The organism is Natronomonas sp. (assembly GCF_028274965.1).
In the GTDB taxonomy this organism is placed as follows: Archaea; Halobacteriota; Halobacteria; order Halobacteriales; family Haloarculaceae; genus Natronomonas.
On the sequence record NZ_JAQCNO010000048.1, the window covers coordinates 40,655 to 66,071 of the forward strand.

The window sequence follows — 25,417 nt, forward strand, 5'->3', positions numbered from 1 at the left end:
CGTATTATCGACCCGGGCGCTCGCCGGCGCGGACCTCGTCGCCGACACCGATGGTCCCGCCGCGGGAGGCCTCGGGGACCTCGGTGATGAGCATCGCGCTGAAGGGGCTCTCCAGGGCGTCCTCGTCGACCCAGGGGGGAAGCGTCTCCCGCCGGCGCTCGGTGAGCCGGCGTCGGAAGTCCTCGGTCCGCTCGCCGGTGTCGGGGCTCCGCGACGGGACGACGCACCGAACGCAGGCCTCGACGCCCTCGAAGCGGACGTCGCCGATCGCGAATCCGGCGCCGTCGGCGAGAAACCGGTCCTCCCAGAAGGCGGGGACGCCGCCGATCTCGACGTTCGGCCGGAACCGCGCCCGGGCCCCCTCGAGGGTCATGCCGTCGAACCACGAGGCGATCTCCTCGAGCGTTCCGGTGCTGACGACGGAGGGGCCGAGGTGGGGCCGATCGAGGAACCCGGGCGGATCGCGGCGACGCAGCCGCAGCGGCCGGCCGGCGAAGGCGCTGAACCACTCGCTCGCCGCGTCTCGCTCGGTCGCGAGATCGAACCGGACGGACTCCGCGCCCGCGCGGTCGATCTCGAGTACGCCCCTCGAGGCGTCGAACGTCGAGGCGATCTCGTTGAGGTTGTCGATCTCCTTGCCGTTGAACGTCCGTCCGACGGTGTCGAACTCGCCGTTGAGGTCCGTGGCGTCCGGGTCGACCATCGCGTACTCCCGATCCCCCGAGAGCGTCCCGGCCTGGGTGAGACGGGTCGTCTCGACGCGCGTCGCCTCAAGGCCCTTGATCGGGTAAATGAAGACGTTCTCGACGTGTGCCATAGGGCGCCCTCGGGGCGGGAGTGACAAAAGCCGGTCGGCGGCGTCTCGGGGTTTGATATCGTCACATGTAGTTTATTCTCCGATCGGGGCCACACGGGGCGCTTTTGCCCATCCGGGCACTATCGCCGGTGAGATGGTCCAAAACGTCGCCACGCGGATGGCCGAGTTGGAGGAGGGGGACTTCCACCTGCTGTCCGGGATCGAACACGGCATGCGGTTCTCGCGGTGGGTGGCCGCGGGCAAACTCCCGGAGTTCTCCCGGCTCGACCCCGGCGAGATCGACCACCGGATCGACCGGTGTATGGACCGCGAGTTGCTCGAGCGGAAGACGATCCAGTACACCGGCTACCGGCTCACGTTCGAGGGCTACGACGCGCTCGCGTTGCGGACGTTCGCCGAACGGGAAACCGTCGAGGGGGTCGGGGCGCCCCTCGGCGTCGGCAAGGAAAGCGACGTGTACGAGGCGCGCTCGTTCCAGCCGCTCGCGCTCAAGTACCACCGCGAGGGCTACACGAACTTCCGGGAGGTCCGAAAGGAGCGGGAGTACACGGCCGACAAGGAGCACCGCTCGTGGCTCTACACCGCGCGGAAGGCCGCCGAGCGGGAGCACGAGGCCCTCGAGTCGCTGTACCCGGCGGTGTCGGTCCCCAGACCGATCGACCAGAACCGCCACGCGGTCGTGATGGAGCGGATCGACGGCGTCGAGCTCTCCCGAGCGAAACTGGAGCCCGAACAGGTGCGCGGCGTCCTCGATCTCGTGTTGACCGAGATGGCCGCCGCCTACCGGGCGGGGTACGTCCACGCCGACATGAGCGAGTACAACGTGTTCGTCGCCAGCGACGGGGTGACGGTCTTCGATTGGCCGCAGGCGGTCCCGACGGACCACGAGAACAGCCGCGAGCTGCTCGAGCGCGACGTCGAGAACCTCGTCGGGCACTTCGAACAGACGTATCCGGGGGAGACGCCGGAACTCGACCAGAGGCGGCTCGTCGATTCGATCGTGGCGGACTCCTTCGAGGGCGTCCGCGCGGTCGGGTCCTAAAGCGTATGCGGCGATAGCGAACCGCAGACCGCCCCGGAGCGTTCCGAAGCCCTTAACCACGGCAGCGGCGAACTCCGGGCAACGCGCCGGAGAGCGGGCACCGGTGGGCGCCTGTCTACGCAGGTCGGGATGTGACCACCCGGCGGTCGGGGGGTTGAACCACGCAACGCCCGTGGTGAAACCATGGCACGAAGCTTCTATTCGCACATTCGGGAGGCGTGGAAAACGCCGAAGGAGGGACAGCTCGCGGAACTGCAGTGGCAGCGCCAACAGGAGTGGCGCGACCAGGGCTCAATCGAACGGATCGACCGACCGACGCGGCTCGACAAGGCCCGCTCGCTCGGCTACAAGGCAAAACAGGGCGTCGTCGTCGCGCGCGTCTCCGTCCGCAAGGGCAGCGCGCGCAAACAGCGGTTCAAGGCCGGGCGGCGCTCGAAGCGACAGGGCGTCAACAAGATCACCCGCCGAAAGAACCTCCAGCGGATCGCAGAGGAGCGCGCCGGGCGCAAGTTCCGGAACCTCCGCGTGCTGAACAGCTACTGGGTCGGCGAGGACGGCTCCCAGAAGTGGTTCGAGGCCGTTCTGCTCGACCCCGAGCACGGGGCCATTGAGAACGACGACGACCTCGGGTGGATCTGCGACGACAGCCAGCGGGGGCGGGCCGACCGCGGCCGGACCGCCGCCGGCAAGCGCGGTCGGGGGCTCCAACAGCGCGGCAAGGGGACCGAACACACCCGTCCGAGCGTCCGATCGAACGACAACCGCGGCAAGTGACGTCCCGGGGGGCGACACCCGCCGTGTCGGCCGCGTCCTGACCGGCGTGGACGCACACAGCAACGTTTTCAGAACAGCCGCCGTCGGAACGGTATGCGCAGCTTCGAAATCGGCCGGATCACCGGTATCCCGATCAGGCTCAACATCACGCTCGTCGTGTTTCTCCCCCTCTTGGCGTGGCTCATCAGCCGCGACGCGCAACTGGCCTTCTACGCGGACGTGGTCAACGCGATCTCGCCGCAGGCGGTCGATCTCGCCGTGATCAGCTCCGGGTCGACGCCGATTCTCGTCGGCGTCGGGACCGCGCTCGGCCTGTTCGTCGGCGTGTTGTTGCACGAACTCGGCCACTCCTGGGCGGCCCGTCGGTACGGCGTCACGATCAGTTCGATCACGCTTTGGATCTTCGGCGGGATGGCCCACATGGAGAACCTCCCGGAGGACTGGGACGTCGAACTCTACGTCGCGCTTGCCGGGCCGGCGATGAGCGTCCTCGTCGGCGCGGTCTGTTATGCGCTCCTCTTTGTCGTGCCCGCCCAGTCGACCGTGCTCTTCGTCGTCGGCTGTCTCGCGGTCATCAACGTCACGCTCGCGATCTTCAATCTGATCCCCGCGTTCCCGATGGACGGCGGCCGGGTGCTGCGGGCGCTGCTCGCCAGGAGCCGACCCTACGCCGAGGCGACCCAGACGGCGGCCAGCGTCGGCAAGCTGATGGCGATCCTGATGGCCGCCTTCGCGGTGTTCGCGTTCGCGCCGCTTCTGTTGCTCGTTGCGATGTTCGTCTACGTCGCCGCCGGGGCCGAGTCCCGGACCACCGTGCTCAGGGAACTGCTCCGCGGGATGACCGTCCGGGAGATGATGTCGACGGACGTCCGGACCGTCACCCCGGAGACGACCGTCGCCGAGTTCCTCGATCGCGTCGTGACAGAGCGGACGACCGCGTATCCGGTGATGGACAGAGGAACCGTCACCGGCGTCGTGACGCTCGGGTCGGTCCGGCAGGTCGATCCGGAGGCGCGGGCGAACACCACCGTCGCGGACGTGATGGGTGCCGCCCCGCCCGCGGTCGATCCGGGCGCGGACGCCTTCGAGGCGCTCGCGGCGATGAGTGCAACAAAGGGCGATCGGGTGCTCGTCGTCGAGGACGGTCGCTTCGTCGGCCAGTTGACCGCGAGCGACTTCACCACCGCGATCGAGGTGCTACAGGGGCTCGGTCCGCGGCGCGGGGTCGATCTGCCCGACGGGTACGCCTGAGAGGCCCGGACGCGGCGGTCCGCGGCGCCGGTGTGGCGCCGACGCCGGTGTCGACGCTGGCGCCGACGCCGACGGTTTATATCCGAACGCGCGGCCAGCGGGCGTATGGGTCACCGAACACTCGTCGCCTACGACAGGGACGGGTACGATCTGCACTACGCGCACTGGGGGGTCGATCCGGCGGCGCTCACCGCCGAAACGCCGTTCGGCGGTCGGCCGGACGAGGGGTGGGCGCGCGACCGGGCGGAGCGGCTGCTCGATCCCGAGGGCGGCCGGCTGTCGGACCCGCCGGAGACCGCAGTCGAGACCGATCCGATCGCGACGGGCATTTCGTTCGTCGAGATCGGCGAACACGTCGACGCGCTCGAACACGAGGCGCTGTACGTCGTCGCGGACGATTTCAGCGTCCGGACGTACCTGGTCTTCGCGCTCGATGGGTACGCCGTCGGGCGCGAGGGCGGTCCCGCGATCGCGCTCGTCGGGCACGACGGGGCGGCGGACGCGGCGTATCTCCGCGGGTGGCTCGCCGGCGCGCGCGCTCTCAGAGGCGTCTGCGGCCCCGACGACGGGGCGATCGTGCGGGCGTTGCGGTGGCTCGACCCCGAGCGGGGAACCGTCGTGTGGCTGGCCGGCCGCGGTGAGGCGGCCGGTAACGCTTAACCGCAACAGGCGAGTACCCGGAGCCGTGAGCGAGAACCCGGCCGACGCTGAGCGGTCCGGACCCCGGGTGCGGACGGACCCGACGGTGCCCGAGGCCGAGGCGTTCGTCAGCGCCGCGCTCGATCGCGGATCGCTCGTGACGCTTTTCGGCCGCTGTACGGTCGAGTACGACGGTCGCGCGGCGTCCGAACTCGAAAGCGGGGAGCGACACCTCATGCTGAAACCCGACGGGACGCACCTGGTCCACACCGACTCGGGGCAGCAACCGGTCAACTGGCAGCCGCCGGGAAGCGACCACGAGTGCCGGATCGAGTCGGACGCGCTGGTGATCGAGAGCGTCCGGACGGCGCCCGACGAGCGACTCGCGGCGACGGTGACGGACGTGGCCCACGCCGCCGCGTTCGACGTCGACGACGAGGCCTCCGTCGATCTCGTCGGGAGCGAGGCGGACCTGAAACGGCGGATCCTCGAATCGCCCGGCCTCGTCGAGGAGGGGTTCACGCCGCTGTCGACGGAGCGGGAGACGCCCGCAGGCGCGGTGGACGTCTACGGCGAGGACGCCGAGGGGCGGACGGTCGTGTTGGAGTTGAAGCGGCGGCGGGTGGGTCCCGACGCCGTCGGACAGCTAAAGCGGTATGTCGGGGCGCTCGGTCGGGACCTCCACGCCGACGCGGAGGTCCGCGGCGTCCTCGTTGCGCCCTCGGTGACGGGGCGGGCCGAGGAGCTGCTCGCGGAGGAGGGACTGGAGTTCGTCCCGTTGACGCCGACGGGGTGAGCGGGCGTCGGGCGCTACTCGATCTCGGAGCGGAGCCGCGACAGGATGTTCAGCGCCTCGATCGGCGTCGTCTCGGCGAGGTCGACCGACCGCAACTCGGCGACGAGCGCCTCGCGGCCGCCGTCCGTCGAGGCGGCGTCGCGATCCGGCGCGTCGGCGGCGCTCGTTGGGGGCTCGGAGGCGTCCCCGCGTTCGTCGCCGAGGAGGTCCCCGGCGCGTCCGACGACGTCGTCGGGGACGCCCGCCATCTCGGCGACCTCGACGCCGTAGGACGCCTCCGCCGGGCCGGGTCGGAGGTCGTGTTCGAACTCGACGCCGTCGGGCGTTCTGGCGGCCGAGAAGTGGTAGTTTCGCGCCCGCGGGAGCGACGCCGCGACCCCGGTCAGTTCGTGGTGGTGTGTCGCGAACAGGGTGTACGCGCCGACCGCGTCGTGGAGGTACTCCGTCGCGGCCTGTGCGATCGCGTAGCCGTCGCGCGTCGAGGTGCCGCGGCCGACCTCGTCGAGGACGACAAGCGAGTCCGCGTCGGCCCCCTCGAGGATGTCGGCGAGTTCCGTCATCTCGACCATGAACGTCGAGCGACCGCCCGCGATGTCGTCGGACGCCCCGACGCGGGTGAAGACCCGATCGAGCACCGGGAGCGCGGCCCGCTCGGCGGGGACGAACGAGCCGATCTGCGCGAGGACGCAGATCAGCGCGACCTGTCGCATGTACGTCGACTTGCCGGACATGTTCGGCCCCGTGAGGACCGCCATCGGTCGCTCGCGGGCGAGTTCGGTCGGGTTCGGCACGAACGCCGACTCGGTTCGCTCGACCACGGGGTGTCTGCCGGCCTCGATGTCGATCGCGTCGCCCCCGACGGTCGGCCGGCAGTAGTCGTACTCGGCCGCGACGGCGGCCAGCGACCGCAGCGCGTCGAGTCGCGCGATCGCCGAGGCGGTCCGTTGGATCCGCTCGGTCGCCTCCGCGACCCGGGTTCGGAGCTCACCGAACAGCTCGTACTCGCGTTCGTCGGCGCGCTCTTCGGCCCGGAGTATCTCCTCTTCTCGCTCCTTGAGCGCCGGCGTGTAGAACCGTTCGGCGTTTTTCAGCGTCTGTCGACGCCGGTACGCCTCGGGGACCGAACCGAGGTTCGGGTCGGTGACCTCGATGTAGTAGCCGTGGACCGAGTTGTGCCCGACCTTCAGGGAGTCGATCCCGGTCCGCTCGCGCTCGTCGGCCTCCAGCTCGTCGATCCAGGCCTTCCCGTCGCGCTCGGTTCGGCGCAGCGAGTCGAGGGTCTCGTCGTACCCCTCGCGGATGACGCCGCCCTCGGTGATCTCGACGGGCGGGGACTCGACGATCGCCGAGTCGATTTCGTCTCTGATCTCGGGACAGTCGTCGAGGTCGGCCGCGACGTCGGCCAGCAGCTCGCTTTCGGATCGGGCGTCGGCCAGACACGCCCGGAGATCGGGGACGACCGACAGCGTCGATTCGAGCGCCCTGAGGTCGCGGGCGTCGGCGCGCCCCCTCGAGACCCGCGACACGAGCCGTTCGAGGTCGTACACGTCGGCGAGGAGGTCCCCGGCCCGTTCGCGCTCGCCGACGCGGGTCACGAGCGCCTCGACGGCGTCGAGGCGGGCCTCGATGCGGTCGGGATCGAGAAGCGGCCGCCGGAGCCGATCGCGCAACTCGCGGCGGCCGAGCGCGCTCGCAGTCCGGTCGATCGTCTCCGACAGCGCCGCCCCCTCGAGGCCGTGGACGTGTCTCGGTTCGAAGATCTCGAGCGACCGGACCGCGACCGCGTCGAGAAGCATGTACTCCCGGGGGTCGTACCGCGTGAGGTGGTTGAGATACGACAGCCGGGTCGTCTCGCCGTCGGTCGTCGCGCCGCGGGCGTACTCGGCGTAGTCGAGCAGCGCGCCGCAGGCCCGGATCTCGGGCTCGCTCGCGAGCGGCGTCTCGCCGACGTACGACCGGAGCTTCGACCGGGCGGCCTCGAGTTCGAACGCCGAGCGCTCGTAGGGCGTGACCATCGGGTCCGATCCGAACGGCTCCGCGGGGGCGTCGGGGCCGACGATGGCCTCCCTCGGGGCGAAGCGTTCGAGTTCGTCGGAGACGGCCTCAAGTCGGTCGAGCCGCGTCGCGTAGAAGTCCCCCGTCGACACGTCGAGCAACGCGAGGCCGTACCCCTCGGTCAGACAGGCGACGAAGTTGTTGTTGGCGTCCGAGAGGAGTTCCGCCTCGGTGAGCGTCCCCGGCGTGACGACGCGGGTGACGGCGCGATCGACTAACCCCGAGGCCTCCTCGGGCGTCTGGACCTGGTCGGCGACGGCGACGCGGTAGCCGGCGTCCAACAGCGTCTCGATGTACGACTCGGCGTTGTCGATCGGGATGCCGGCCATCGGGTAGGTGCCGGTCGAGTCCTCCCGCTGGGTGAGCGTGATCTCGAGGACCCGAGCGGTCGCCTCGGCGGCCGCACAGAACGTCTCGTAGAAGTCGCCGACCTGAAACAGGACCAACGCGTCGTCGTAGCGCTCGCACAGTTCGAGGTACTGCGAGAGCATCGGGGTGAGGTCGTCGGCTTTCTCGGCCATAGCGGGGGGCGGACCCAGCGCCTCGTCCATGCCGGAGGGGTGCGTCTCGTCGGTCAAATAGCCACCGGAGGGCGGGTACCGACACCGTTTTTGCCGGTTCGACCGAAACGCTCGCATGAGCGAGGACGCGCCCGAACGGATCACGCTGGCCTTCGAGTTGGCGGCGTTAGAACGGCTCACCGACCCCGGGGGCGTCATCAGCGACACCCGGGGGTGGACGGACCACATGGGGATCGTCAGCGACGAGCCGACCCATCTCGTCAGGAAGCGCGCCCGCGATTACGGCTTCAACCCCGATTTCCTCCCCGGGCCGCGGACGAAACCGGAGAGTCTGATCAAGGTGAACAACCAGCCCGAACACGAGGCGGATCGGTACGTGCTCGTCTCGGCCGACGAGTCGATCGAGGAGACGGCAGAAAGCGCCGGCTGGGAGTACCGACACGTCGAGGAGGCGGCCGAGACCGCCGGCTGGCGGCTCGCCGCCGAGACGGACGACGCGAGCGACGCCGAGCGGACCGGGTGGCCCTGAGGCCGGCGGCGTCGGGCGGGGCATCGGGGTTCGGAACTCGAAACTCAGAGGTCGACACCCGGGGGTCGGACGCCGCCCTCCAGCGGGGTACGCGACGAGCGATCGCGGCGGCGCGTCGGGGGCGTCGGTGTCGGGCTCCCGGGGCCCTGTGTCGGCTCTCCGGGGCGGATACCGCCGAACGTCGGTAGATTTAACACCGGACTGGATCAGCCAACCGTATGGACGTTCGGGGGGAGTTCCTGTCGATATACCGCCAGGCGCTCCCGGTGCTTCTCGTTGCGCTGTTGGGCGGTCTCTTCGCCGGATTGGTGCTCGAGGAGATCCTCGAACGCGCCTCGCGGTTCCCCGGGCTGTTGGTGATCGTCCCCGTGTTCCTCGCGACCAGGGGGAACGTCTACGGCGCCCTCGGCGGGCGGATCGCGAGCGGGCTCCACCAGGGCCTCCTCCGGCCGAGATTCGAGTACGACGAGCGGCTCGTCAACGCGGTCCTGGCGTCGTTTATCAACGGGATCGGCATCTCGGTGACCATCGCCGTCATCGTCTGGGTCGGGCTGACGCTTCTGCCCGGGTGGGACGTGGCCCCGCTCGGGCACCTGGTCGGCATCATGCTCATCGCCGGCGTGTTGACGTCGTTCGTGCTGATCTTCGGGCTGTTGGCCCTGATCTTCACCGGCTACAGGCTCGGGTACGACCCGGACAACCTCGTCGGGCCGATCGTTACGACGCTCGGCGACGTCTTCGGGATGGTGTTTCTGCTCATCGCCGTCGCCGTCGTCGGGGTGGTCGTCTGATGGTCGTCCCGTCGGACCCCCTCGGGAGCTGGCGGACGAGACGCATCGTTGCGAACATGTTCCCGCTGTTGGTGGCGCTGTCGGTGATCGTCCTCTTTGCCGGGTTGGTCCTCGAGGGGGCCGAACGGAACCTAGAGGAGTTCGCCCTGCTCGCGGTGATGGTGCCGACGATGGTCGACATGGGGGGCAACCTCGGCGCCATCCTCTCCTCACGGCTCTCGACGCGGCTCCACCTGGGGACGACCGAGTTCGACCCCCGGGACCGCGTCCTGTGGGCCAACGTCGCCGCGGTCTTCGCGCTCGCTACGACCGTGTTCACCGCCCTCGCGGTCGGGACCTGGCTCATCGGCGGCGTCATCGGCGCGGAGTTGGGCCTCGTCGATCTGCTCGTCATCTCGCTGACGAGCGGGGCGCTTCTGTCGGTCATCGCGACCGTCTGCAGCGTCGGGGCGACGTACGGCTCCTACCGGCTCGGGATCGACCCCGACGACACGACGATCCCGATTGTCACGAACGTCGTCGACGTCTTCGGGATGATCATCTTCCTCACGGTGGCGGGGATCAGACTCGGGTTTCCGGCCCCGCTGCCGGTCTGAGCGGTTCGGTTCGTGGCGGGGCGGAAGCCAGAGGCAGAAGGAGAGCAGAGAAAAACGGAGCGCGGCGATCAGGCCCGCGCGAGCCCCTCGAACTGTTCGGCCGCCGTCCGGGTGCTCTTGGCGATGACGACGTCCTCGCCCCGCAGTTCGACGTCGGCGTCGGCGACGAGGATCCACCCCTCGTCGGGGCGCCGGATGGCGATGACGGAGACGGTCACGTCGGCGTCGGGGACCCCGGCCGAGACCGTCGTCCCGTCGAGGGCGCTGTCGGCCGCGATCTCGGTCCGGGTGATGATCTCGTCGCTCTCCTGGACGGCCAGCCGCACGACCGGATGGGCCTCGATGTCCCGCAGCACGCCCTCGCTGATGTCGATCGCGGCGTCGCTTATCGACTCGGTGCTCGTCCCGAGGTGGATCAGCCCGCGCAGCGACACCGGGTCCTCGGCGTCGGCGGCCGCCCGGAGCACCCACGCCTCGAACCGCGACTGCAGCGCGTCGACCTCGACCTCGAGGTTCTGGACCTCCTCGGCGAGCTGTTCGCTGTCGAACAGCGCGCTGCTGTACGCGAGATCGACCGCGAGCTCCGAGAGGTTCTTCATGTGGAGGATGGTGTCGACCGCCCGCCCGAGGTCGTCGACGGTCTCGGTCGCGGCGGCCGGGGGCTCGTAGGCCGACCCCGTCAGGGTCCGGTAGACGCCGGACATCTCGGATTCGGGGCCGCGGAGCAACGCGACGTCGTCGGGCTCGATCCGGGTGTGCGGCCCGGGGTTCAACAGCCACTCCGAGCCCCGGCGGAGCGCGATCACGCGGACGCCGGTTTCGGACTCGAGGTCGATGCGCTTCAGCGTCCGGTCGGCGTACGCCGAGTCGGCGGCGACGACGCCGCGGACGAGCGTCTCGACGGCGTCGGGGAGCGCCGCGCGCATGGCCTCCGGCAGGCCGATGTCCTCCAGGATGATCTTCGAGATGTCGCCGGCCGCGTCGCTGATCTGGTCGGCGGCGCCGACGATGCCGAGCACCGGCGCGAGCCGTTCGGCGTCGTCCGGGCTCCGGGCGGCCATCAGGAGGCTCATTCGGGCCCGCATCTCGAGGACGTCCATCCGCTCTTCCAGCCGGAGGACCTCCTCGGCGAGCGCCCGGTTGCGGTGTAACACCGCCGAATAGGACAGGTCGATGAGCAGTTCGGCGGTGTCTTTCATCTCGACCAGCACGTCCTTGACGCTCACTGGCTCGTAGTTCACCGGCGACGAGGCCTCGGCCTCAAGGGGGTCCATACCCGGTACAACCGGTGGCCATTAAAAAAGCGTTTCCCGCCGGGGGCGGCGCGGCTTCGGCGCGTCGGCGCGTCAGTACGTCACGCCGGTCTCGGACTCCGAGAGCGACCAGAGCCGCTCGGCGAGGGCCTCGTCGTAGGAGCGCTCGCTGGATCGCTGCGGTTCGGGGTACCCGCGCATGTTCAGAAAGCCGTCCGGGCCGATGTACTCGCCGCCGGAGACGTCCGGGGCCGTCGCGGCGTACAGAAGCGGCAACGCCCCCCGCTTTGGCGACTGCGCGAAAAGGCGGTTCGCCGCGCGCATCCCGAGCGCGCGGAGCCGAGACCCCATGCGCTCGGGGCCGCGCCGCTGGAGGTTCGTCGCGGCCCACCCGGGGTGACACGCGAGACTCGAGAGGCGGTCGCCGTGGCGGCGGTCGAGTTCGTACGCAAAGAGGACGTTCGCGAGTTTGCTCTGTGCGTAGGCGTCCCAGCGGTCGTAGCTCGTCTCGCCGTGGGGGTCCTCGAAGTCGATCGAACCGCGGGCGTGCATACCGCTGCTGTGCGTGACGACGCGGGGCTCCGGGGCGGCCTCGAGCAGGCCGAGGAGCCGCCCGGTGAGCGCGAAGTGACCGAGGTGGTTGATGCCGAACTGCGATTCGAAGCCGTCGTCGGTCTCGGCGCGCGGGAGCGCCATGACCCCGGCGTTGTTACAGAGGACGTCGAGTCGTGCGAGGTCGTCTGTGAGCGCCTCGGCGAACGCCTCGATAGACGACAGCGAGGCGAGATCGAGTTCGAAGACGCTGAGCGAGGCGCCCTCGATATCGCCGCTGATCGACGCCTCCGCCCGGCGGGCGCGGTCGACGCTTCGGCACGCCATCACGACGTGGGCACCGGCGCGGGCGAGTTCCCGCGTCGCCTCGTAGCCGAGGCCGCTGTTGGCGCCGGTGACGACCGCCGTCCGCCCCGAACAGTCCGGCATCTCGTCGGTCGTCCACTGCTGCATACGCCCCGTAGGCGTCGGGTCCCTATATGTCCGCGGACGGGCGGCGCCCGGCGGTCACGTCCCGAGTTTCGACCTGGAGATCCCGACGCTGGCCGGGGTGATGACGATCTGGTCGTCCTCCTTCTGTACGATGTCGCCGCCGACCTCCCGGGAGACCTGTTTCAGTTCGTCGACGATGTGTTCCATTGTCCGGTCGCTCGTGCTGTGTCGGACGATGTCGGCGACGACGATGTCGCCGTCGTACACCGCGTCCTTGATGCCGATGACATCGTTCTTGTCGCCGATCTCCGCGAAGCGGACCTGGACGGCCGCGGCCGCCCCGTCCGTATCGAAGTCCTCGGCGTCGAGTTCGACGTAGTCCTCGGTGCTGTTGGCGCTACTGCCGAGGAGTTTGCTCATGAGTCCCATGTGTCGGTGGGCGGCGGGGCGAGACATAGGTCTTACGTCCGTCGGAGCGCCGCCACGCGTCAGACGCCGGGCTCAGACGCGGAACGCATAGAGATCGTCGCCGACGTGATGGAGGGACTCGACGACCATCCCCGAGTCGCCGACCATGTCCGACCCGTCGGTTTCGGCGCGGCCGATCGCCAGCGCCTTGGCGTGGGTCTCCTCGACGACGACGACGAGGTCGCCGGGGCCGATGTCCTCGGTCGCGTCGGTGATCCCCGGCCGCATCACGTTCGCGCCGTCCGAGACAAACGAGATCGCCCCGGCGTCGACCGTCACGACGTGGTTCTCCGGCGGGTGCGCGTTCGCGCCGCGGACGGTCACGAAGAGCTCCCCGTCGAAGGAGGCGACGAGCGGTTCGCCGTCGACGAGGACGACCTCGCGGTCGGTGTCGACGAACTCGACGCGTTCGTACGCCTCGCCGGCGAGGTCGATCCCGAGGTGCTCGGCCAGAGACGTCTCCAGGGCCCCGATCTCGTCGGACCGGAGGTGGTGGCGGGACTTCACCTGCATACCGGCGTTTCGGCGCCTCGAGGGTTAAAAACCGCCGGTCGGGGGGCGCGGCCGCCGAGCGCAGTTCTTTTGCGGCGAACGGGCGTACGACCGCACATGAGCGATTTCGACCGCGAGGCCGAACGGGAGAAGCTCCGCGAGAAGTACGAGCGCGACAAACAAAAACGGGAGGCGTCCGAGCGGATGAGCGAACTCCTCCTCCAGGGGGCGACGATGACGAACCGCCACTGCCCGGAGTGTCGGTCGCCGGTGTTCCGGTACGAGGGCCGGCAGTTCTGCCCGACCTGCGAACGGGAGGTCACGACCGAGGACGCGGAGGCCGCCGAGGAGGACCGGGAGGCGGACGCGGGGGACGCGACGGGGGCGGAGCCGACAGAACGGACAGAACCGACAGAACCGACGGCGGCGGAACCCGAGACGGAACCCGAGACGAGGGGAGAGACGGAGACGGAGACGGGGACGGAGACGGGGACGGAACCCCGAGCGCGCAGCGATCCGACCGGATCGGACGTGGAGAGCAACGACAACGCGTCGGCCGTCGAGGGCGGAGCGTCGAAGCGAACGGCCGACGACGCGCCGGCCGGGTCGGGCCGAAACGAACGGGCCGAAGAGCCGCGGCGGGCGTCGACCGGCGAGCGGCAACCGACGCCGGCGGGCGAGCGACGGCCGGCGCGCGTTCAGCCGCCGGCCCGCCGTGAAAGCAGAGACGAACGGGAGCGCGGGACCGACGGGCGGACGGCGGAGCGATCCGAGGCGGAAGCGGAGTTCCGCGACGCGGAGGCGTCGCTGCGGCGGGAGATCGGCGGGCTGACGAGACGCGCCGAGGAGACCCGCGACGTTGGGCGCAAGCGGGACCTGCTCGCGGCGGCGCGGGAGGCCGCCGAAACGCTGCGGGCGATCCGTCGGCTGTGACCGCCGGCGTCACCCGCGGTCGGCGTACTCGCTCGCGGTGACGGTTCGGATCCGGTCGGCGGTGACCTCGCCGACGCCGTCGACGGCCAGCAAGTCGTCCTCGTCGGCGCTCATCACGCGCTCGACGCTGCCGAAGTGCTCAAGCAGCGCGCGGGCCGTGACCGGGCCGACCTCGGCGACGGAGCCGACGACGTACTCCTGTTGCTCGGCGAGCGTCTTGCCGCCCTTCTCGCCGTGGACGGAGACGGCGCGGTCGTCGGCGTTTTGCTCGCGCGTCGCGATGACCTCGAGTAGGTCGGCCGTTCCGTCGGCGTCCTCGGTCCGCAGCACGCTCGCGCCGAAATCGACGGCGAGGGAGGCCAACGCCCCGCGGATCGCGTTCGGGTGGACGTTCCGGGAGCCGTACAGTCCGTCGCCCTCCACGACGACGACCGGGCGGGCGTAGTGGCGGGCCGCCGCGCCGACCTGCTCGAAGAGTGACCTGTCGCCGCCGACGAGCGTCTCGAGGAAGTCGTCGACGGCCTTGCGCTCGACGACGACGCGGTCCGAGAGGACGTAGTCGCCGACGTCGAGCGTTTCGAGGCGGGTTTCGATCCCCTCGCGGGTCGAGAGGTCCCGGGCGATGTGGGAGTCGAGTTCGCGCTGGTCGGCGACGATCTCGACCGTCTCGCCGTCCGGTTCGGCCTCGGCGACCGTCGCGTCGGCAGAGCGATCAGGGGCGGTGTCGGCACCGGCGTCGACATCGCCGGCGAAGTCGGCGAGTCCGGCCTGTCCCGACCCGGAGGTGTCGGCCTCCCCCGTAGGTCCCGTTCCGGAGTCGCTTCCGGTGGCGGTGTCGTCAGCAGCGTCGGCGTCAGCGGTGCCGTCGGCGTCATCGGCACCGTCGAACGCCTCGAGGTCCGTCTGTTCGGCGATCTCCGCCTCGATCTCCCCTTCGAGGCTCTTCAGTTTCCGGAGTTCCTCCTCCATCCGTTGTTCCTCGTTTCGGGACATCCAGAAGAACGCCTCGTCGCGGGTGTCCTCGGCGAGCAACACCACGACGCGGCCGTCGCTGGCCCGCCCGGTCCGACCCTTCCGCTGGATCGAGCGGATCCCCTTCGGCACCGGTTCGTAGAACAACACGAGGTCGACGTCGGGCACGTCGAGGCCCTCCTCGGCGACGGACGTCGAAACGAGCACCTCGAACTCGCCCGCCCGGAACGCGTCGAGCGTCTCCTTCTGTTCGGTCTGGGTCATCCCGTCGGAGCCCTCCTTGTCGCCCTGGCCGACGAACCGCCGCGTCTGGAAGTGCTCGCCGAGGAACTCCGTCAGCGTCTCGGCGGTGTCGCGGGACTCGGTGAAGACGATGACCCGTTCGCCGTTCTCGATGCCGAGCGTCTGTGCGAGTAAGATTCTGGTCCGACGGAACTTCGGGTGGAGGTCCTCGAAGTGCTCCGCGCGGCGCATCGCCTCCGTGACGCGGCGGTCGCTGACGAACCGCTGGCTCGCCTTCGAGGCGCCCGAGGACCGCGCGTCCTCCCGCTGGCGCTCGAAGTACCGGCGCAGGGACTCGACGCTTTGGGTCTCGACCAACTCGACGGCGCGCCGGAGTTTCATGATCTCGGCGTGAGCGCTCATCCCTTTGTAGCCGTCGCCGTCGTCGTTGTTGATGAGCTCCTGAAGCTTCGCCCGCATCGCGTTCAACTGCGATTGGGACATGTTCGGGTCCGTCGAGTTCGTCACGCCGAGTTCCCTGAGGGTCCCGAGGCGCTCGGCGATCACGTCGTTGAGCGCGTCGCGGATCTCGATGACCGCCTCGGGGAGTTCGACGCGTTCCCACTCGACGTCGGTCCGGTAGGTGTGTTCGGCGACGTCGGCGTCGTCCTCGGTCATCACCGCGACCTCCCGGAGGCCGAGGTTGTCACAGACCGTGAGGATCTCCGATTTGTCCCCGCCCGGCGAGGCGCTCATCGCGGTGACGAGCGGTTCGTCGGCGTCGGCGTGGTACCGGTCGGCGATGTAGTTGTACGCGTAGTTGCCGGTGGCGCGGTGGCACTCGTCGAAGGTGACGTGCGTGACGTCCGAAAGCGAAACGCGGTTGCCGACGAGGTCGTTCTCGATGACCTGCGGCGTCGCACAGACGACCCGGGAGGACTCCCACAGTTCGGCGCGGTCCTCGGGGCGGACGTCGCCGGTGAACACGACGACCTCGTCGTCGGGGACCGTCAGGGCGTCCCGGTAGAAGGCGGCGTGTTGTTGGACGAGCGGCTTCGTCGGCGCCAAAAGCAGCGAGGTCCCGCCGCGCTCGGACAGCCGGTGGGCCGTCACGAGCAGGCTCACGGCCGTTTTTCCGAGCCCGGTCGGGAGACAGACGAGCGTGTGGTCCGATCGGGCCGTCTCGGCCAACCGGAGCTGATAGCGGCGCTTCTCGAGGAGGCCCTCGGCCAAGAGCGGGCCCTCGATGTACTCGGCGTCGCCGGAGGCTGTCGCCATCTACGAACGGGTTCGTCGTTTCGCTGTATAAGGGTTCGGCCGCCGAGGTGGAACTGAAGCGACCGGGCGGCGGTTTATATACCAGAACCGACGCAGCGTTCCCGTGACCTGAGCCATCGCCGGCGGTCCCCCGAGGACGTCGCGCGGCCACGGGGCCGTCGGAGCGAACGCGCCGCCTGCTCGCAAGCCGTTTCGACGCCGCGGTCTCACACGGCCGTCGTTGTGGCCACCGGATTCAGGGGGCGAGTCCGGGCGGCCTCGATCGGCGCGTCGCCGTGGGCTCGCTTAGAGCTCCGAGAGCGCGTCCCCGGAGACGAGCCGCCGGATCACGGCGGAGAGGTCGTCGGCCGAGACGCGTTTTTGCTCCGTCGAATCGCGCTCCCGGATAGTCACCGTGTCGTCTTCGAGCGTCTCGTAGTCGACGGTCACGCAGTAGGGCGTTCCGACCTCGTCCTGTCGCCGGTAGCGCCGGCCGATGTTGCCGGTGTCGTCGTAGGCGACCTCGAAGCCGTCGGCCCGGAGCCGGGCGGCGATCCCCTCGGCGCGTTCGTCGAGGCCGTCCTTCGTCATCAGCGGGACGACGGCGACGGTCGTCGGGGCCATCGCGGCGGGGAGTTCGAGGAACGATCGCTCCTCGTCGTCGACGGTGTCGGTCCCGTGGGCGTGGATCAACACGCTGTAGACGAGCCGTCCGACGCCGAAGGAGGGCTCGATCACGTGCGGCGTGATGTGTTCGCCGGCCTCCGTCTGTTCTTCGACGGCAAAGCCCGTCGTTTCGACGGGGACGGCGTGGGTTTCGCCGTCGAGTTCGACGGTGACGGAGTCGCCCTCGAAGGCCGAGCGGTCGCGGCCGGCGAGCGCCTCGAGCGCGTCGGCGACCTCGCCGGCCGCCTCGCCGAACTCGGGGCCGAGGTAGCTCATGTCCGGATCGACGACGGCGCGTTCGACCGTCCGCGGCTCGTCGTACTGCCGGAAGACGGTGAACGGCTCCCCCGAGTGCTCGCCGTGTTTCGAGAGATCGTAGTCCGACCGGTAGGCGAAGCCGGTGACCTCGATCCAGTTGCCGCCGATCTCCGCCTCGGCGTCCCAGCAGTCGGCGGCGTAGTGGGCGCGTTCGCCGGCGAGGTGCTGGCGGTACCGGAACCGGTCCATGTCGATCCCGATCCGCTCGTAGAACTCGACCGACCGCCCGAGGTAGTACGCCACCCACTCGCTTTCGAGGGGTCCGGCTTCGAGCGCGGCGCCGACAGTGTGGCGTTCGACGCCGCCGTCGCCGTCGCCGGTCTGTGCGCTCGCGGAGTACAGCGGCACCTCGACGTCTTCGACCGCTTCGATCGGCGGTCGGTCGCGTTCGGGGTCGATGAAGTGTTCGAGTTCGGCCTGCGTGAACTCGCGGACCCGGACGAGCGCGCGTCGCGGGGATATCTCGTTCCGGTAGGCCCGGCCGATCTGGGCGACGCCGAAGGGGAGCGTGTTCCGTGCGTACTCCTTCAGGCGGGGGAACTCGACGAAGATCCCCTGTGCGGTCTCGGGGCGGAGATACCCCGGAGCGCCGGACCCGGGGCCGATGTTCGTCCCGAACATGAGGTTGAACTCCTCGACCGGCTCCTCGGCGAGGGCGGCGCCGCAGGACGGGCAGCCGATGCCGTGTTCGGCGACGAGTTCGGCGACCCGCTCCGTCCCGAGCGCCTCCGCGTCTTCGATGTCGGGGACGGCGTCCTCGACGAGGTGGTCGGCGCGGTGCGTCGCGCCGCACTCGGCGCACTCGAGTATCATGTCGTCGAACCCCTCGAGGTGTCCCGAGGCCTCGAAGACGGCCTCGGGCATGACGGTCGGCGCTTCGAGCTCCATGTTGCCGAGTTCGCGGACGAAGAGGTCCCGCCACGCGTCCTCGATGTTCCGCTTGAGCGCCGCGCCCTCCGGGCCGTAGGTGTAAAACCCCGCGGTGCCGCCGTAGGCCTCGTTCGAGGCGAAAAAGAACCCGCGGCGTTTGGCGAGTTCGGCGAGCGCGGCCGTCTCGCTCATACCAGCGCCTCCAGGAGGTCGGTGTCCCGGACGATGCCGACCAGGTCGTCCCCGGAGAGCAGCGGTATCTGCTCGATGTCGTTCGACAGCATGAGACGTGCGGTCTCGCGGGCAGTCCGGTGTCTCGACACCGTCAGGAGCTCCTCGGTCATGAACTCCGAGACCGGGGTCGAGGGGATCTCGACGTTCAGCGTCGGGACCGATCGGCTGCCGACCGCCTTGATCCCTTCCCACATCCACTCGTCGTCCTGGTTGGCGACGGCGTCGCCGGGGTCGGATTCGCCCTGGACGACGCGGGCGACATCGATGATGTCGACCTCGGTGAGCATCCCCGCCTGTCGTCCGTCGTCGTCTAGGACCACGGCGTAGGGGACGTTCGCGTAGGAGAGTTCCCGCTCGGCGACGGGAAGCGGCGTATCGCGGTAGACCGTGTTGACCGGTCGCGTCGCCAACCCGCCCACCTCGGTGTCGCCGTCGCGTTCGCCCTCGGTGTCGCCATCGCGTTTGTCCTCGGCGATCGCGCGCACGACGTCGGTGACGGTCACGATCCCGACGAGCGCGCCGTCGTCGACCACGGGGACGCGGCGTTCGCCCGATTCGAGGATGTGCTCCGCGAGTGCCGTCAGCGTCGTCGACGGCGACAGCCCCGGGACCTCCCGGAGGAGAAGCGCCAACTGGTCCTCGTCGGGGTTCTCGATGAGCGACTCGCGGGTGACGAGCCCCCGGAACCGCTCGCCCTCGTCGGTCGTTTTGATGACCGGAACCGACGAGAAGCCCCGCTCCTGTAGATACTCGAGAACGTCATCCCGCGTCCCGGGGACCTCGACGGTGATAACGTCCGCCCGCGGTGTCATCGCGTCTGCGACGTTCATACCGGTCGACTTTCGTCGCCTCCGTACTAAGTCCACCGACCTGCGCGCACGACGGTGCGAGCGGAGACGGCGCGTCACACGGATGGAAGTCCGAAGCGACGGAAAAAGCGATCGGCGGGTTCTTTGCTCATAGGGCCCGGCTCGCGGGGCCTACGCGGAGGCCCCGAACAGCTCGTCGACGGCTCGTTCGGCCGCCTCGACCGCCTCGCGTGCGACCGCCTCGGGGTCGGGGTCCTCGGGCGCGTTGAGGTAGACGTCGACGTCGAGCGTCCCGGACTCAAACCGGACGGTCACGTCCATGTCGGTCACGTCCGACTGTTTGTACCGCGAGAGGACGACGCCCTCGGCGGCGTCGGAGGCGGCTTCGACGACCGCCTCGTCGGTCGGTTCGTCGCTCATCGGATCGGCCGCGGCCTCACGCGCCACCGGCGCCGGGGCCGCCCGGCCCGCCCATCGGACCGCCGCCCGCGCCGCCCTGCAGCATCTGCTGGAGCTCGTCCTGAAGGCTCTCGAACTGCGTCTGAACGCGCTCTTCCTGTTTCGTCAGCGTCTCGACGCGGACCTCGAGGCTGCTGACCTTCTCTTCGAGGTCCTCGTAGGCCTCGTCGTAGTCGGTCTCGATGAGGAGCTCGCCGACCTCGCGGTACATCTGCGCCTCGCCCTCCATCCCGTCGAGGGTTTCAAGGGCCGTCTCGGATTCCTGCAGGCTGGTCTCGGCCTGCTGTTTCTGCTGTGCGACCTGCTGGGCGGTCTCTTGGAGGTCCTGGAGCTCTTCGATCTTCTCTTGGGCCTCCGGCGGAAGGTTACCCTGCATACCACGAACGTCGGTTTCGGGACGGAAAAACCCCCACTTTTCGACCCGCCGCCGGGGCGAAACGCCCCGAGGGGGCCGAGAGGGTCGGGCGCTACCGAGTCTCATTTAACACCGGCGGGTGATTGTTCCGGTATGAGCAGGTTCGCCGAGGTCGACGACCAGTACGAACCGGAGGCGGTCGAGGACCGCGTCTCCGAGTACTGGGAGGAGGTCGACGCCTACGGGCAGACGAAGCGACACCGCGCGGACGGCGAGGAGTTCTTTTTCGTCGACGGGCCGCCCTACACCTCGGGTGCGGCGCACATGGGAACGACCTGGAACAAGACGCTGAAGGACGCCTACATCCGGTACAAGCGGATGTGCGGGTACGACGTGACGGACCGTCCGGGCTACGACATGCACGGGCTGCCGATCGAGACGAAAGTCGAGGAGAGACTCGGCTTCGAGAACAAAAAGGACATCGAGGCCTTCGGCGAGCGGAACTTCATCGAGGAGTGCAAGGCCTTCGCCGACGAGCAGCTCGAGGGGCTCCAGAAGGACTTCAAGTCCTTCGGCGTCTGGATGGACTGGGAGGACCCCTACAAAACCGTTTCGCCGGAGTACATGGAGGCCGCGTGGTGGGGCTTTTCGAAGGCCGACGACCGCGGGCTCGTCGAGCAGGGCAAGCGCTCGATCAGCCAGTGTCCCCGGTGTGAGACCGCGATCGCGAACAACGAGGTCGAGTACGAGCGCGTCGAGGACCCCTCGGTGTACGTCAAGTTCGAGCTGACCGACCGCGAGGGCGCTCTCGTCATCTGGACGACGACGCCGTGGACGATCCCGGCGAACACCTTTATTGCCGTCGACGGCGACGCGACGTACCGCGCCGTCGAGGCCGAGCGGAACGGGCAAAGCGAGGTGCTCTACCTCGAGGAGTCCTGCGTCGAGGACGTCCTCGAACGCGGCGGCTACGGCGAGTACGAGGTGCGCGGCGAGGTCGACGGCGAGGAGATGGTCGGCTGGGAGTACGAGCACCCGCTCCGCGAGGAGGTCCCGGACGCGCCCGACTTCGAGGGCGCCTCGACGGTGTACACCGCCGACTACGTCGAGGCCGACCGGACCGGGCTGGTCCACTCGGCGCCCGGCCACGGCGAGGTCGACTTCGAGCGGGGCCGAGAGCTCGGCCTGGACGTGTTCTGTCCGGTCGGTCCCGACGGCGTCTACGGCGCGGACGCCGGCGCGTACGCCGGGACGTTCGTCAAGGACGCCGACGAGGAGATCATCAACGACCTCGACGCGAAGGGACTGCTTCTCGCCTCGGAGACCCACCACCACGACTACGGCCACTGTTGGCGCTGCGACACCGGCATCGTCCAGATGGTCACCGACCAGTGGTTCATCACCGTCACGGACATCAAAGAGCAGCTGCTCGAGAACATGGAGGACAGCGAGTGGTACCCCCGGGAGGCCCGGGACAACCGCTTCCGCGATTTCATCGAGGACTCCCCGGACTGGAACGTCTCCAGGCAGCGCTACTGGGGGATCCCGATCCCGATCTGGGTCCCCGAGGGCTGGGCGGGCGACGTCGAGAACGCGATCGTCGTCGGGACCCGGGAGGAACTCGCCGAGCGGGTCGACCAGTCGATCGACCCCGAGACGGTCGACCTCCACAAGGACACGGTCGACGAGCTGACCATCACCGAGGACGGGGTCACGCACACGCGTGTCCCGGACGTCTTCGACGTCTGGCTCGACTCCTCGGTCGCCTCGTGGGGGACGATCGGCTACCCGGGCGACGAGGAGTCCTTCGAGGAGCTGTGGCCCGCCGACCTGATCATGGAGGCCCACGACCAGACCCGCGGGTGGTTCTGGTCCCAACTCGGGATGGGCAGCGCCGCCCTCGACGAGGTGCCCTACGAGAACGTCCTCATGCACGGGTGGGCGCTCGCGGAGGACGGCCGGAAGATGTCGAAGTCGATCGGCAACATCGTCGCGCCGCAGGAGGCGATCGAGCGCCACGGGGCGGACCCGATGCGGCTGTTCCTGTTGAACCAGAACCCCCAGGGCGACGACATGCGCTTTTCGTGGGACGAGATGCAGAACCGCCAGCGGGACCTGAACATCCTCTGGAACGTGTTCCGGTTCCCGCTGCCGTACATGCGGATGGACGGGTTCGACCCCGGCGCCGTGTCGGTGGCGACGGCGGAGTTAGAGACCGTCGACGGGTGGCTGCTCTCGCGGCTCCAGTCGGTGACCGCCGAGATGACAGACCAGTGGGAGGCCTACAGACAGGACAAGGCCCTCGACGCGCTGCTCGAGTTCGTCGTCGAGGACGTCTCGCGGTTCTACGTGCAGGTCGTCCGCGAGCGGATGTGGGCCGAACGCGAGTCGGCGAGCAAGACGGCCGCCTACGCGACGCTGTATCACGTCCTCTCCGAGACGACGAAGCTGCTGGCGCCCTTCGCCCCGTTCGTCGCCGAGGAGATCTACGGCACGCTGAGTGGCGACGACGGCCACCCGACGGTCCACATGTGCGAGTGGCCCGCCGTCGACGAGCGGTTCCACGACCCCGAACTGGAGACCGACATCGGCGTGATCGAGGCGGTCGAGGAGGCCGGATCGAACGCCCGACAGCAGGCCGAACGGAAGCTCCGGTGGCCCGTCACGCGGGTCGTCGTCGCGGCCGACGACGAGCGGGCCGCCGAGGCGGTCGACAGACACAGGGGGCTGCTCAGAGACCGGCTCAACGCCCGCGAGATCGAACTCGTCGGCCCGGACGCCGAGTGGAGCGAACTCTCCTACGCCGCCCGCGCGGACATGTCGGTGCTCGGCCCCGAGTTCGGCGGGGCGGCCGGCGAGATCATGGACGCGATCAACGCGGTCTCGATCGATGAGCCGGACCTCGGGGCGCTCGTCGAGGCCGTCGGCGAGGAGTTGGGCCGCGACGTGGCGTTGACCGAGGAGATGGTGTCGTTCAACGCGGAGACGCCGGCGGGCGTCGAGGGGACCGCCTTCGGCGTCGACGGCGAGGACCGAGGGGTCGTCTACGTCGACACGGCGCTGACCGAGGACATCGAAAGCGAGGGCTACGCCCGCGAGGTCATCCGCCGGATACAGGAGATGCGGAAGGAACTCGACCTCGACATCGAGCGGGAGATCCGCGTCGATCTGGACGTCCGCGACGAGCGGGTCGCCGGGCTCGTCGATCGGCACCGCGATCTCGTCGCCGGCGAGGTCCGGGCGGCGGAGTTCGGGGCCGTCGAGGGCGGCCACGAGCGGGTGTGGGACGTCGAGTCGGTCGACATGCACATATCGATCGAGCCCGTCCCGACGGCGTGATGCGACGCTCGGTCCTCGTCCTCGTCGTGGGGTTTTGCTGTCTGTTGGGGGTTGTGGGGGCCGTTTCGACGCCGGTCGCCGGGGCGGCGGGCGACGTCGGGATCGAAAACGCGCTCTCGGAGTCGGCGAGCGACGACCGGATCGACGTCGAAACGCGGGTGTCGGTTCCCGAGTCGACGACCGAACTCGAGATCACGCTCCCCGAGGGATCGGACGTCACCGACCTCGATGGGTTCGAACGGGTCGACACGCGGACCTACGAGTGGACGGGGACGACGGCCGAACCGAGCGTCGGATACGAGTACGAGGGCACGGTCCGCGGGACCCGCGGCGACCGCGAGGGCGTCCGGTTCGTCGTCGCCGACGGGTGGGCGCTGGTTCGGACGCCGAGCGTCGGCGTCTCCTGGCGGACGACGGACGAGGACTCCGAGGTCGTCCGGCGGAACACGGTGACGGGCGAGGGGATCGCGAGCACGCACATGGCGTACCTCGGTCCCTACGCCGAACACACCGGGGCGGCCGCGGGCCAGACGTTCCGTCTCGTCGTGCCGGCGGCCGCCGATCTCCGGGCGGACCCCGAGGACGTGATCGCACGACTAGAGTCCGCCGCCGAGCGGCTCTCGATCGGCGACCCGACCGAGAGCGTGTTCGTCGTCGCGGCTCCGACGGCCGAGCACACCTGGGTCTCGGCGGGCGTCCAGCGCGGCGACGGCGGCGACATGTGGGTCCGCGACGCCGAGGCGATCGGGACGAACCGCGACACGTGGGTCCACGAGTACGTCCACACCCGTCAGCGGTACGAGCCGGCCCCGGAAACGCGCTGGACGATCGAGGGGATGGCCGACTACTACGCCGCGCTGTTGTCCTACGAGGCCGGGGCGATCGGGTACGATGGGTTCGCGGACAAACTCGAAGCGGGGGCGGACGCGGAGTACGACGGCGTCCGTCTCGCGGACCCGGGGACGTGGGCGGGGACGGACGCCGATTACGACCGCGGCGCGCTGGTGTTCGCCCACCTCGACCGCCGGCTCCGGGCGGTCGGGACCACCCTGGATGCGGTCCTCGCGGGGGTGAACGGCCCCGAGGCGGCGTTGACACAGCGGGCGTTCCTCGGCGAGATCGAGCGGGCCGGCGGCGAGGAGATCCGCGAGGAGGCCGAACGCTACGCGGAGACGACCGAGGCGCCGCCGATCCCGACCCGAAGCGAACACGTCGCCGCCTTCGGCGGGCCGGACGTCCGGTACTCGATCGAGGGGACGACGGTGTCGGGGCCCTACCGCAACCGCACGGCCGGCGACGCCCCGCGGCTCGTCGTCGGCGAGACGCTCACGGCGACGCTCGGCGTCGAGAACCTCGGGTCGGACGCGGGGCCGTTCGACGCCGCGTTCCGCGTTGAGGACCGCACGGTCGCGAGCGAGTCCGGCCGACTCGCCCCCGGGGAGACGGCCTCGCTGTCGCTCGGGCACGCCTTCGAGACGCCCGGCAGCTTCGACGTTTCGATCGGCGGCGAGCGGCGTTCGGTGACGGTCGAGCGACCGGCCGGAGTCCGCGTGACCGCGATCGAGGCCGACCCCGAGTCGGCCGCGGTAGGCGAGTCGATCGCGGTGCGGGCGACCGTCGTATCGACCGCCGACCGCCCGGGGGCCGGCGACGTGGCGTTCGCCGTCGACGGGGAGCCGGTTGCGAACCGGTCGGTCCGGGTCGGGGAGGAGCCGATAACGGTCGAGACGACCGTCTCCTTCGACGAGCGCGGGCGCTATGCGGTCTCGGCGGGCGATCGATCGACGACGGTCGCGGTCGGGGAGTCGGCGGAGACGGGCGGGGACGGGTCGGTCGGTATCGAGGACCAACCCGGCGGCGGCGTCGGCGTTGCACTCGCCGCGCTGGCCGCGTTCGCACTGTTAGCAGCGAGACGCTGAGCCGATAGGTGCGACACCGCTAGACGCCACCGCCACCGACGCCGACCTGGGGAGCG

At 69.7% G+C, this 25,417-nt stretch carries 22 protein-coding genes; 11 read left to right on the forward strand and 11 right to left on the reverse strand.

The annotated features are described in order from the left end of the window. Nucleotides 1–4: 4 nt before the first annotated feature. On the reverse strand, nt 5–817 hold the full coding sequence (locus tag Q0916_RS06375) for an MOSC domain-containing protein (RefSeq protein ID WP_299235857.1): 813 nt from the start codon (nt 815–817) through the stop codon (nt 5–7). Nucleotides 818–950: 133 nt separating this feature from the next. On the opposite strand from Q0916_RS06375, the gene Q0916_RS06380 reads away from it, so the two are divergent. From Q0916_RS06380 to nucS, 5 genes are all read left to right on the forward strand, one after another. Then, nucleotides 951–1,859, forward strand: a complete 909-nt coding sequence (locus Q0916_RS06380) for a serine/threonine-protein kinase RIO2 (RefSeq protein WP_299235859.1) — start codon at nt 951–953, stop codon at nt 1,857–1,859. Between the two features lie 183 nt (nt 1,860–2,042). Next, complete coding sequence (locus tag Q0916_RS06385; protein ID WP_299235861.1) at nt 2,043–2,633, forward strand: 50S ribosomal protein L15e; 591 nt, start codon at nt 2,043–2,045, stop codon at nt 2,631–2,633. A 93-nt stretch (nt 2,634–2,726) separates the two neighbouring features. Then, nucleotides 2,727–3,884: a site-2 protease family protein gene (locus Q0916_RS06390; RefSeq protein ID WP_299235863.1), complete on the forward strand. Its 1,158-nt coding sequence runs from the start codon at nt 2,727–2,729 to the stop codon at nt 3,882–3,884. Between the two features lie 105 nt (nt 3,885–3,989). Further along, nucleotides 3,990–4,544 (forward strand): DUF6735 family protein, encoded by a 555-nt coding sequence (locus tag Q0916_RS06395; RefSeq protein ID WP_299235865.1) that lies wholly within the window; start codon nt 3,990–3,992, stop codon nt 4,542–4,544. A 67-nt stretch (nt 4,545–4,611) separates the two neighbouring features. Next, entirely contained in the window at nt 4,612–5,319 is a 708-nt protein-coding gene (nucS, locus tag Q0916_RS06400; protein WP_299236094.1) for an endonuclease NucS, read from the forward strand. Nucleotides 5,320–5,333: 14 nt separating this feature from the next. Here nucS and mutS read toward each other — a convergent pair whose 3' ends face one another. After that, nucleotides 5,334–7,925: a DNA mismatch repair protein MutS gene (mutS, locus tag Q0916_RS06405; protein ID WP_299235867.1), complete on the reverse strand. Its 2,592-nt coding sequence runs from the start codon at nt 7,923–7,925 to the stop codon at nt 5,334–5,336. 85 nt (nt 7,926–8,010) lie between these two features. Here mutS and Q0916_RS06410 point away from each other — a divergent pair, with 85 nt between their 5' ends. The 3 genes from Q0916_RS06410 (at nt 8,011) to Q0916_RS06420 (ending at nt 9,811) form a co-directional block, all read left to right on the forward strand. Next, entirely contained in the window at nt 8,011–8,424 is a 414-nt protein-coding gene (locus Q0916_RS06410; RefSeq protein WP_299235869.1) for a DUF7124 domain-containing protein, read from the forward strand. A gap of 218 nt (nt 8,425–8,642) precedes the next feature. Next, a complete protein-coding gene (locus Q0916_RS06415; protein WP_299235871.1) occupies nt 8,643–9,215 on the forward strand; it encodes a magnesium transporter in 573 nt (190 codons plus the stop codon). Next, the gene (locus Q0916_RS06420) at nt 9,215–9,811 is read left to right on the forward strand and encodes a magnesium transporter (RefSeq protein WP_299235873.1); all 597 of its coding nucleotides are present in this window, start codon (nt 9,215–9,217) and stop codon (nt 9,809–9,811) included. Before Q0916_RS06415 ends, Q0916_RS06420 begins: the two co-directional genes overlap by 1 nt. A 68-nt stretch (nt 9,812–9,879) precedes the next feature. Here the strand turns inward: Q0916_RS06420 and Q0916_RS06425 are convergent, their stop codons facing one another. The 4 genes from Q0916_RS06425 to Q0916_RS06440 form a co-directional block, all read right to left on the reverse strand. Continuing rightward, complete coding sequence (locus Q0916_RS06425; RefSeq protein WP_299235875.1) at nt 9,880–11,085, reverse strand: potassium channel family protein; 1,206 nt, start codon at nt 11,083–11,085, stop codon at nt 9,880–9,882. 72 nt (nt 11,086–11,157) lie between these two features. After that, nucleotides 11,158–12,069: an oxidoreductase gene (locus Q0916_RS06430; protein WP_299235878.1), complete on the reverse strand. Its 912-nt coding sequence runs from the start codon at nt 12,067–12,069 to the stop codon at nt 11,158–11,160. A 54-nt stretch (nt 12,070–12,123) separates the two neighbouring features. Further along, nucleotides 12,124–12,477, reverse strand: a complete 354-nt coding sequence (locus Q0916_RS06435; protein ID WP_299235880.1) for a cell division protein SepF — start codon at nt 12,475–12,477, stop codon at nt 12,124–12,126. A 72-nt stretch (nt 12,478–12,549) separates the two neighbouring features. Beyond that, nucleotides 12,550–13,029: an RNA-binding protein gene (locus Q0916_RS06440; protein ID WP_299235882.1), complete on the reverse strand. Its 480-nt coding sequence runs from the start codon at nt 13,027–13,029 to the stop codon at nt 12,550–12,552. A 96-nt stretch (nt 13,030–13,125) separates the two neighbouring features. Here Q0916_RS06440 and Q0916_RS06445 point away from each other — a divergent pair, with 96 nt between their 5' ends. After that, complete coding sequence (locus tag Q0916_RS06445; RefSeq protein ID WP_299235884.1) at nt 13,126–13,941, forward strand: Sjogren's syndrome/scleroderma autoantigen 1 family protein; 816 nt, start codon at nt 13,126–13,128, stop codon at nt 13,939–13,941. A 9-nt stretch (nt 13,942–13,950) separates the two neighbouring features. Here the strand turns inward: Q0916_RS06445 and Q0916_RS06450 are convergent, their stop codons facing one another. From Q0916_RS06450 to Q0916_RS06470, 5 genes are all read right to left on the reverse strand, one after another. Beyond that, nucleotides 13,951–16,413, reverse strand: a complete 2,463-nt coding sequence (locus tag Q0916_RS06450; protein WP_299235886.1) for a DEAD/DEAH box helicase — start codon at nt 16,411–16,413, stop codon at nt 13,951–13,953. Between the two features lie 285 nt (nt 16,414–16,698). Then, nucleotides 16,699–18,438: a glycine--tRNA ligase gene (gene glyS / locus Q0916_RS06455; RefSeq protein ID WP_299235888.1), complete on the reverse strand. Its 1,740-nt coding sequence runs from the start codon at nt 18,436–18,438 to the stop codon at nt 16,699–16,701. After that, a complete protein-coding gene (locus tag Q0916_RS06460) occupies nt 18,435–19,310 on the reverse strand; it encodes a CBS domain-containing protein (RefSeq protein ID WP_299235890.1) in 876 nt (291 codons plus the stop codon). Before Q0916_RS06460 ends, glyS begins: the two co-directional genes overlap by 4 nt. Nucleotides 19,311–19,460: 150 nt before the next feature. Continuing rightward, a complete protein-coding gene (locus tag Q0916_RS06465; protein WP_299235892.1) occupies nt 19,461–19,709 on the reverse strand; it encodes a DUF3194 domain-containing protein in 249 nt (82 codons plus the stop codon). A gap of 16 nt (nt 19,710–19,725) precedes the next feature. Then, nucleotides 19,726–20,124, reverse strand: a complete 399-nt coding sequence (locus Q0916_RS06470) for a prefoldin subunit beta (RefSeq protein WP_299235894.1) — start codon at nt 20,122–20,124, stop codon at nt 19,726–19,728. A 132-nt stretch (nt 20,125–20,256) separates the two neighbouring features. On the opposite strand from Q0916_RS06470, the gene ileS reads away from it, so the two are divergent. Together ileS and Q0916_RS06480 are read left to right on the forward strand one after the other, a co-directional pair. After that, nucleotides 20,257–23,442, forward strand: coding sequence for an isoleucine--tRNA ligase (gene ileS / locus Q0916_RS06475; protein WP_299235896.1), 3,186 nt, complete (start codon nt 20,257–20,259; stop codon nt 23,440–23,442). Then, nucleotides 23,442–25,361: a hypothetical protein gene (locus tag Q0916_RS06480; RefSeq protein WP_299235899.1), complete on the forward strand. Its 1,920-nt coding sequence runs from the start codon at nt 23,442–23,444 to the stop codon at nt 25,359–25,361. The genes ileS and Q0916_RS06480 overlap by 1 nt, the downstream gene beginning before the upstream one ends. The last annotated feature ends 56 nt before the right edge of the window (nt 25,362–25,417 follow it).

Bases quoted from the DNA above. Each gene is read 5' to 3' on its own strand.
- Q0916_RS06375 (WP_299235857.1), bottom strand. From the start codon at position 817: ATGGCACACGTCGAGAACGTCTTCATTTACCCGATCAAGGGCCTTGAG.
- Q0916_RS06380 (WP_299235859.1), top strand. From the start codon at position 951: ATGGTCCAAAACGTCGCCACGCGGATGGCCGAGTTGGAGGAGGGGGAC.
- Q0916_RS06385 (WP_299235861.1), top strand. From the start codon at position 2,043: ATGGCACGAAGCTTCTATTCGCACATTCGGGAGGCGTGGAAAACGCCG.
- Q0916_RS06390 (WP_299235863.1), top strand. From the start codon at position 2,727: ATGCGCAGCTTCGAAATCGGCCGGATCACCGGTATCCCGATCAGGCTC.
- Q0916_RS06395 (WP_299235865.1), top strand. From the start codon at position 3,990: ATGGGTCACCGAACACTCGTCGCCTACGACAGGGACGGGTACGATCTG.
- mutS (WP_299235867.1), bottom strand. From the start codon at position 7,925: ATGGACGAGGCGCTGGGTCCGCCCCCCGCTATGGCCGAGAAAGCCGAC.
- Q0916_RS06410 (WP_299235869.1), top strand. From the start codon at position 8,011: ATGAGCGAGGACGCGCCCGAACGGATCACGCTGGCCTTCGAGTTGGCG.
- Q0916_RS06415 (WP_299235871.1), top strand. From the start codon at position 8,643: ATGGACGTTCGGGGGGAGTTCCTGTCGATATACCGCCAGGCGCTCCCG.
- Q0916_RS06420 (WP_299235873.1), top strand. From the start codon at position 9,215: ATGGTCGTCCCGTCGGACCCCCTCGGGAGCTGGCGGACGAGACGCATC.
- Q0916_RS06425 (WP_299235875.1), bottom strand. From the start codon at position 11,085: ATGGACCCCCTTGAGGCCGAGGCCTCGTCGCCGGTGAACTACGAGCCA.
- Q0916_RS06430 (WP_299235878.1), bottom strand. From the start codon at position 12,069: ATGCAGCAGTGGACGACCGACGAGATGCCGGACTGTTCGGGGCGGACG.
- Q0916_RS06435 (WP_299235880.1), bottom strand. From the start codon at position 12,477: ATGGGACTCATGAGCAAACTCCTCGGCAGTAGCGCCAACAGCACCGAG.
- Q0916_RS06440 (WP_299235882.1), bottom strand. From the start codon at position 13,029: ATGCAGGTGAAGTCCCGCCACCACCTCCGGTCCGACGAGATCGGGGCC.
- Q0916_RS06445 (WP_299235884.1), top strand. From the start codon at position 13,126: ATGAGCGATTTCGACCGCGAGGCCGAACGGGAGAAGCTCCGCGAGAAG.
- Q0916_RS06450 (WP_299235886.1), bottom strand. From the start codon at position 16,413: ATGGCGACAGCCTCCGGCGACGCCGAGTACATCGAGGGCCCGCTCTTG.
- glyS (WP_299235888.1), bottom strand. From the start codon at position 18,438: ATGAGCGAGACGGCCGCGCTCGCCGAACTCGCCAAACGCCGCGGGTTC.
- Q0916_RS06460 (WP_299235890.1), bottom strand. From the start codon at position 19,310: ATGAACGTCGCAGACGCGATGACACCGCGGGCGGACGTTATCACCGTC.
- Q0916_RS06465 (WP_299235892.1), bottom strand. From the start codon at position 19,709: ATGAGCGACGAACCGACCGACGAGGCGGTCGTCGAAGCCGCCTCCGAC.
- Q0916_RS06470 (WP_299235894.1), bottom strand. From the start codon at position 20,124: ATGCAGGGTAACCTTCCGCCGGAGGCCCAAGAGAAGATCGAAGAGCTC.
- ileS (WP_299235896.1), top strand. From the start codon at position 20,257: ATGAGCAGGTTCGCCGAGGTCGACGACCAGTACGAACCGGAGGCGGTC.
- Q0916_RS06480 (WP_299235899.1), top strand. From the start codon at position 23,442: ATGCGACGCTCGGTCCTCGTCCTCGTCGTGGGGTTTTGCTGTCTGTTG.